Origin of the sequence: Microbacterium sp. 13-71-7, assembly GCF_002257455.1 — a bacterium.
Lineage (GTDB): Bacteria > Actinomycetota > Actinomycetes > Actinomycetales > Microbacteriaceae > Microbacterium.
On sequence record NZ_NCKN01000221.1, the window covers coordinates 1 to 6,427 of the forward strand.

Genomic DNA, 6,427 nt, shown 5'->3' on the forward strand with positions numbered 1-6,427 from the left:
TGTCTCCGCCGCCAGAGGTTCGCGTGCATCGCGTACGCCCTGCCTGGCGCGTGCCTGGGCGGCGCGAAGGATCTGCTGGTCGGCCTCGATCTGTGCCTGCTGCTGTGCGCGGCGTTCGGCCAGCATCTCCGCGGTGAGCGCCTGGGTCGCCACGTCGCGTGCGGCCTGCAGCACCACGCTCCGGTATTGCGCGACCGTGCCCTCGAGCTGGGCCTTGCTCATTCCATAGTTTGCCTGCAGCAGGCCGCTGCTGAAGAGCGGCAAGTGCAATGCGGGCGTCACGGCGAAGGTGCGGGACAACGGCGACCTGGAGCTCGCCGCCGGCGACCGGATCCGTCACGACGACTTCGGAGAGGGCAAGGTCGAGGCCATCACCGGCGAGGGCGCGAAGCGCATCGCGCATGTGCGCTTCGACACCGCGGGCCAGAAGAAGCTGCTCGTCAAGATCGCGCCGATCGAGAAGCTCTGACCGCCGCCCGGTGACCGGGATGCGGGCGCGGGGCGTGGTGGAGGACGGTCCCGGTTTAGGCTGGGGCAATGGGCCTTTTCTCGCGCCGTAATAAGCAGGACGACGACGTCACGCCGGAGTCCGCTCCCGCCGCCGTGGAAGCCGCTCCGGACGCCGGGGTGAGCGCGCCCGAGTCCGGCGCCGAGCCGGAGCCCGCGGGCGAGGCCGCCGCTCCGGTGGTCAACGTCTCGGTGCAGGCCTTCCGCGGTCTGGGCTCGCCGTCCGGCCCCGCGGTCGCCCCTCCTGCGGAGACCCCGGAGGCGGGCCACGACCTGATCGACCCCGTCGGGGACGAGGCGCCGATCGCGCCCGCGCAGGTGCAGGCGCCGTCGGGTCGCCCTCCGCTTCCGCTCGCCCCGGTGGATCCGCCCGAGCAGACCGAGTCGATCCCCGGCATGCCGGACAACGCGCTGCTGCGCGACGCGCTCGCGCAGCTCGGCGAGGATGCGAGCCAGGCCGAGCTGCTGGGCGTGCTGCGTCAGTCGCTGCAGGGGCACCTCTTCCTGCGCGTCAGCGGCGACGCCGGCGAGCAGATCAAGGAGGGCAAGCCCCTCGCGATCGCGGTCGTCAACGACGGCGAGAACTCCTTCATGCTGGCGTTCAGCTCGGCCGCGGCGGTGCGCGACTCCGTGCAGCAGGGCGACGAGGACCCGGCGGAGACCTCGGCCGTGGTGCAGCCCGTGCAGGCGGTGTACCAGAACGTCATCGACGGACCGTTCGCGGGCCTCATCATCGACAACGCCTCCGAGCCGCACCGTGTCGTGTTCCCCTCGGAGATCCTGCAGAAGGCGCTCGAGGAGGCGGATCCGACGTTCGCCGTCAAGACCCTGCTCGCGGCGCCCCGCGAGGCGGACTCCGAGGCGCGCGTCGCCGAGGCGCTCACCACGGCCCGGCTCTGGGTCGCGGTCAGCGACGTCGACGGCGACGGCCAGTACGGGGTGGCGGAGGCGCACACGGCCGACGGCGCGCGCTACCTGCAGCTGTTCAGCCACCCGCTCGAGGTCATCGCGCTCGGCCGCGGTGACCAGCCCCTGCCCTTCACCGCCGAGCAGATCGGCGGCGTGCTGGTGCAGCAGCCCGGGATGAGCGGCGTGCTGGTCGACGCCGCGGGGCCCGCGATCGCCGTCAGCCGCGAGGCTCTCGCGCCCGTGATCGCGCTCGCTCCGGCCGAGTAGGACGGCGTTTCGAGGCCGCGTTCCACCGCTCCTCAAGGTTCCCTGAAGGAAGCCTGAAGAACGCGGCCAGTTCCTTGCATACCGATATTCCGGCTTCCAGGATGGGGTGCATCAGCCCCTGACTGCAAGGAAACGACATGAACGCCGAGGCAACGTCCACACGCAACCGCCGCAAGATTCTCGCTGTGCTCGCCGGAGGACTCGTCCTCGGCGTCGGCGCGGCCATCACGCTCGCCGCGTGGAACGACTCCGAGTTCGCGACCGGCACCTTCACCGCCGGCTCCTTCAACCTCGAGGGGTCCACGACCTCCGCGACCGCCGGATTCAGCAACCACAACGTGACCAAGGGCGACACGGCCGCCGCCCTGAGCTTCAGTGCGCCGTTCAGCAACCTCACGCCGGGCGACGTCGTCTACGCCTCGTTCTGGGTGCGCCTGGACAGCACGACGACGAACAACGCGACGCTCGTGGCATCCACCGGCACCGGCACCGGTGCCAACGCGACCAACGTGTCCTACTCGGTGTACTCGATCGCGCCCGCCGCGACCTGCGATGCGACCGCCACCACCGGCACCCTGGTCGCTTCCGGCGCCGACCTCACCTCCTTCACGGCCGGATCCAGCGTCGCACTCACCAAGGGCGCGACCGCGGGCACGGCGGGCACCGCCACGCAGCTGTGCTTCGTCGCCACCGCGAAGGCGTCGCTCGTGCAGGGAGGCGCCGCGACCGGGACCTGGTCGTTCACCGCCACCTCGAGCTGATCCCATGCCATCCGGGGAGACCACGGCCGTCGTCACGACGCGTCGCCGCCTCCGCACACGCCGGCGCGGGCTCGCCCTGAGACGGATCAGGGCGGTGCTCGCCGGCGGGCTCGTGCTCGGCGTCGGCGCCACCGTGACGCTCGCGAGCTGGAACGACGGGGAGTACGCCACGGGCACGTTCACCGCCGGGAGGTTCGATGTCGTCGGCAGCATCAACGGCACGACCTTCGCAAGCCATGCGACCGCGGGCACGGCGATCGCGATGACGTTCGCCGCCGCGGCGGATGCGGCGGCGCTCGCGCCGGGCAAGACGGTCTACGCGCTGTTCAGCGTGAAGACCGCCAACCCGTCCGTCGCCGGGACGGTCAAGCTCACCGCGAGCACGTACGCCGCAGGCACGCTCGCCGACTACCTCACCTACGGGGTGAAGACCGTGACGGCCGCGCAGTGCGCGTCGGCCACGGACTACGCGGCGGCGGGATCCACGGTCGTCATCGCGGACGGATCGGCGCTGAACACCTCGGCGGCCGGATCCCAGACCGTCACGGCGAACGGCGGGAACCAGGTGAACTACTGCTTCGCGATCACCATGCCGTCGACCGTCGGCAACGGCGCGCAGGGGCTGGCGCTGACCCAGACCTGGCAGTTCGTCGCGACGTCGAGCTGACCTCGCACACAGGATGAGAAGGAGAAGGACCGTGACCCAGGCGACGACCCCGGCACCGCTGACCCGCCGCGCGCAGCGCGAGTCGGGCACGACCGCCCCGCGGCCCAGGCCGACGGCGCGGGGCGTGCTCAGCGAGGTGCTGCTGTGGGTCGCAGCGCTCGCCGGCCTGATCTGCATCGTGCTGGTGGTGCTGGCCTTCACCGCCCACATCACCCTCATCATGTTCCGGACCGGATCCATGTCACCGACGATCCCTGCCGGATCGGTGGCGGTCGTGCAGCAGATCCCTGCGGCACAGGTGCACGTCGGCGACGTGGTGACGGTCGACCGCCCGGGGCAGCTGCCCGTCACCCACCGGGTGCGCGTGGTCGAGGACGGAGCCTCCCCGGCCCAGCGACTCATCACGCTGCGCGGGGACGCCAACGCGCAGGACGACCCCGCGCCCTATCCGGTGAGCACGGTGCGCATCGTGCGCTTCGCGATCCCGGGTCTTGCGCCCGTCATCGTCGCGTTCGGGAATCCGTTCGTGCTCGGCGGGCTCACCCTGGGCGCGACGGCCCTGGTGATCTGGGCCTTCTGGCCCCGGACGGGTGGCCGCGCCCGGAAGGTCGACGAGACGACCGCGGGCGATCCGGTGTCATGACGACGCGGATCCGCTTCGCCGCGACGGTCCTTCTGGCAGGGCTGCTCGGGGCGCTGAACGCGTCACCGGCGCATGCCTCGGTCGTGACCGAGACCGTGCAGGGGCGGTATGTGCGGATCGTCTCGAGCGCGGACTGGTCCGCCGCGGCGGCGATGACCGAAGGCATGAGCGTGCGCTGGGATCTGACGGTCAGCGCGGACGCCCCTGATGCCGGATTCGTGCGGGTGAGCGTGAGCGCGAGCGGCTCCGCGCCGCTCGCGATCGACGTCCGCACGTGCGCGGAGCCGTGGCGCGGCGGCGGCTGCCCGTCGGGGGAGCGCACGTTGCGCGCGGACTGGGCGGTGCCGCGCGGCGGCCGACCGGTCGAGATCGAGGCGATGCCCGCGGATGCCGTCGCCCACCTGCGCCTGGACGTGCGGGTCGGGGATGAGGCGGAGCGCGGCGCATCCACGCAGATAAGCGTGCACGCGGACGGATTCGGCGACGCCGTGCAGGTCGGGCCGGGGCCGGAGCACGCTCTTCCCGCGACGGGCGGCGGCGTGCCGGTGCCCTTCATCGTCGTGGGGGGCGTGCTCGTCTCCGCCGCTGTCGTGATCCTCCTCGTCGCGGCGCGGCGTCGGCGTGACGGCGGTGAGCGATGAAGGGCCGCGCCGGAGCGCGGAGGACGTTGACCGGTGTCCTCTCGGTCCTCGGCGTCCTGCTCCTCGGGCTGGTCCTGTTCGCCCCGCCGGTGCAGAAGACCGACGCATCCTTCACCGATCCCGAGTTCGCGGGAGGGAGCGGGATCACCGCGGTACGACTCGTGCCGCCGCAGATCACCGGGGTGTCGACGTGCCGCAGCGCGCTGCTCGGCGGCAACATCATGGTGGTCACCTGGAAGTGGACGGCGCAGACGGCGCCGTACTCCGGCTTCACCGCCGCGGCCGACACGGAGTGGCAGATCGCCGGCACGGCCTGGCAGGCGGTGCCGACCACGGGTCCCGATGTGAACGGCGTCTACACGACGACGTTCAGCAGCAGCCTGCTGTCGGGACTTCTGGGCGGCCTGCTCGGCGAGAGCTTCAACTCCAACGTGCGCACCAAGGCGTGGACGGGCTGGGTCTCGCCGAACGTCTCGACGCTCACCTACACCAAGCCGATCCTGAACACCCCGACGTGCACGTTCACGAACGGGACGTGACGAGGCTCCGCCCGGGCGGCGGTCACTCTGCCAGGGCCAGCGCGCGGAACATGTCGCGCTCGCGCAGCGCATCCCGGCTGCTGGACGCGGCGGGCGAGAGCCGAGGAGGCGTCCGGCCCGTCGTGCGGTGGTAGAGCTCGTCGATCAGGCGCGTGGCGAGGCCGACGAGCTGACCGATCTCGCGATCGTCGCGGTCGATCCACACCGACTTGGGCTCGTCGTGGATGGGCTGGAAGTCGTCGTGCTCCTCCCACACGAACAGCGTGCGCTCGGCGCCGAGCACGTGCTGCTGCCACCACACCTGTCGCAGGTAGGTGCGGGGGATCGAGCGCCACGACTTGTTGGTGGTCTTGATCTCCGCCAGCAGCACTCGTCCGTCGGCCTCCTGCACGATGCCGTCCGGAGTGGCCAGATGGCGCCTCTCGACCTCGGCGCAGAACAGCGCGGACGAGGGCATGATGCCGTGCGTGGCCGCGACCCAGGCGGCGATCTCCGGCTCGCGACGCCGACCGTGGTCCGTATAGGCGTTGCCGCCGAAACGCGGTCCCGCGCCGAGTTTCGCGTCCGCCGCGCGGGCGATCGAGCCGTCGCTGGTGAGCCCGGCGACGTCGGTCGCGGTGATGCCGCGCGCCCTGGCCCGCAGCCACGCCACCCGATCGCGGGAATCCGCGATGATGCGCGCTTCGAGCTCCGGGGTCACCCATCGAGGCTACCTCCGCCCGCCGACGCCCACGACCTGGCGCGCCGCGCGGAGCGGGGTCGCCGGGTGCGCGGTGGCGGGCGGGCGTGGCGTGGGGCTGTTGGAGCCGGGTGCGTGGTGCGTTCCCGGCGCACGGGCTTGCGCGGTCGTCGGGCGCACGGGCGTGCGTGATCGCCGAGCGCACGGGTTGCTGCCGAGCGCACGGTTTATTGGCGTCGCGTTCCCGTGTGTTCGGCAGGATCCGGTGTTCTCGTTCGTGTCGACGTCGAGCGCACGGCTTGTTGTCGAGTGTGCGGGATGGGGCCGAGGGTGTGCGCGCGGGCGTGCGTGATCACCGGGCGCACGGGTTGTTGCCGAGTGTGCGGGTTGTTGGCGTCGCGTTCCTGTGTGCTCGGCAGGATCCGGTGTTCTCGTTCACGTCGACGTCGAGCGCACGGGTTGTTGTCGAGCGTGCGGGATGTTAGCCGCGGGCGTGCGTGATCGCCGGGCGCACGGGTTGTTGCCGAGCGCACGGCTTATTGGCGTCGCGTTCCTGTGTGCTCGGCAGGATCCGGTGCTCTCGGCGAGAACCGCGGTCCCGCCCGGCCTGCGGCGGGATCGTCCTCCACAGAAGACCGTGCGGGGGAGCTTCGCACGAGATACGCGATCGGTGCTCGATCGGCCTCCGTGGGCGCTCAGGATGAGGCATGGCACAGATCTCGGAGGCGGGCGTCGCGCACCACGAGCAGGTCCTGGCGCAGCTCGTGCGCTCGCGGGAGGATCTGATCCTGAACGGCTGGACGGATCGGCGCAT

8 protein-coding genes and 1 pseudogene are annotated in these 6,427 nt (G+C 71.6%); 7 read left to right on the plus strand and 2 right to left on the minus strand.

Going from position 1 to position 6,427, the window contains the following annotated elements; all coding sequences use genetic code 11:
* Window positions 1-222: hypothetical protein (locus tag B7X32_RS17000; protein WP_366247006.1), on the minus strand; the 222-nt coding region annotated here is incomplete at its 3' end.
* Between the two features lie 61 nt (window positions 223-283).
* On the opposite strand from B7X32_RS17000, the pseudogene B7X32_RS17005 reads away from it, so the two are divergent.
* From B7X32_RS17005 to B7X32_RS17035, 7 genes and pseudogenes are all read left to right on the plus strand, one after another.
* Window positions 284-469: pseudogene (locus tag B7X32_RS17005) on the plus strand (hypothetical protein); the annotation flags it as partial.
* Window positions 470-537: 68 nt separating this feature from the next.
* Entirely contained in the window at window positions 538-1,683 is a 1,146-nt protein-coding gene (locus B7X32_RS17010) for an SseB family protein (RefSeq protein WP_292722298.1), read from the plus strand.
* 137 nt (window positions 1,684-1,820) lie between these two features.
* Window positions 1,821-2,444: a SipW-dependent-type signal peptide-containing protein gene (locus B7X32_RS17015; RefSeq protein ID WP_292722300.1), complete on the plus strand. Its 624-nt coding sequence runs from the start codon at window positions 1,821-1,823 to the stop codon at window positions 2,442-2,444.
* 4 nt (window positions 2,445-2,448) lie between these two features.
* On the plus strand, window positions 2,449-3,111 hold the full coding sequence (locus tag B7X32_RS17020) for a SipW-dependent-type signal peptide-containing protein (protein WP_292722303.1): 663 nt from the start codon (window positions 2,449-2,451) through the stop codon (window positions 3,109-3,111).
* A 31-nt stretch (window positions 3,112-3,142) separates the two neighbouring features.
* A complete protein-coding gene (locus B7X32_RS17025) occupies window positions 3,143-3,754 on the plus strand; it encodes a signal peptidase I (RefSeq protein ID WP_292722306.1) in 612 nt (203 codons plus the stop codon).
* Window positions 3,751-4,395 (plus strand): hypothetical protein, encoded by a 645-nt coding sequence (locus tag B7X32_RS17030; protein ID WP_292722308.1) that lies wholly within the window; start codon window positions 3,751-3,753, stop codon window positions 4,393-4,395. The genes B7X32_RS17025 and B7X32_RS17030 overlap by 4 nt, the downstream gene beginning before the upstream one ends.
* A gap of 26 nt (window positions 4,396-4,421) precedes the next feature.
* Entirely contained in the window at window positions 4,422-4,934 is a 513-nt protein-coding gene (locus tag B7X32_RS17035; RefSeq protein ID WP_292722310.1) for a hypothetical protein, read from the plus strand.
* 22 nt (window positions 4,935-4,956) lie between these two features.
* On the opposite strand, the gene B7X32_RS17040 is transcribed toward B7X32_RS17035, so the two are convergent.
* Window positions 4,957-5,634 carry a YqaJ viral recombinase family protein gene (locus B7X32_RS17040; RefSeq protein ID WP_292722312.1) on the minus strand — a complete coding sequence of 226 codons (678 nt, stop codon included), beginning with the start codon at window positions 5,632-5,634 and terminating at the stop codon, window positions 4,957-4,959.
* Window positions 5,635-6,427: the final 793 nt, after the last annotated feature.

What these genes read in the sequence shown, in the direction of transcription:
- B7X32_RS17030 (WP_292722308.1), top strand. Translation starts at nt 3,751, where the DNA reads ATGACGACGCGGATCCGCTTCGCCGCGACGGTCCTTCTGGCAGGGCTG.
- B7X32_RS17015 (WP_292722300.1), top strand. Translation starts at nt 1,821, where the DNA reads ATGAACGCCGAGGCAACGTCCACACGCAACCGCCGCAAGATTCTCGCT.
- B7X32_RS17010 (WP_292722298.1), top strand. Translation starts at nt 538, where the DNA reads ATGGGCCTTTTCTCGCGCCGTAATAAGCAGGACGACGACGTCACGCCG.
- B7X32_RS17020 (WP_292722303.1), top strand. Translation starts at nt 2,449, where the DNA reads ATGCCATCCGGGGAGACCACGGCCGTCGTCACGACGCGTCGCCGCCTC.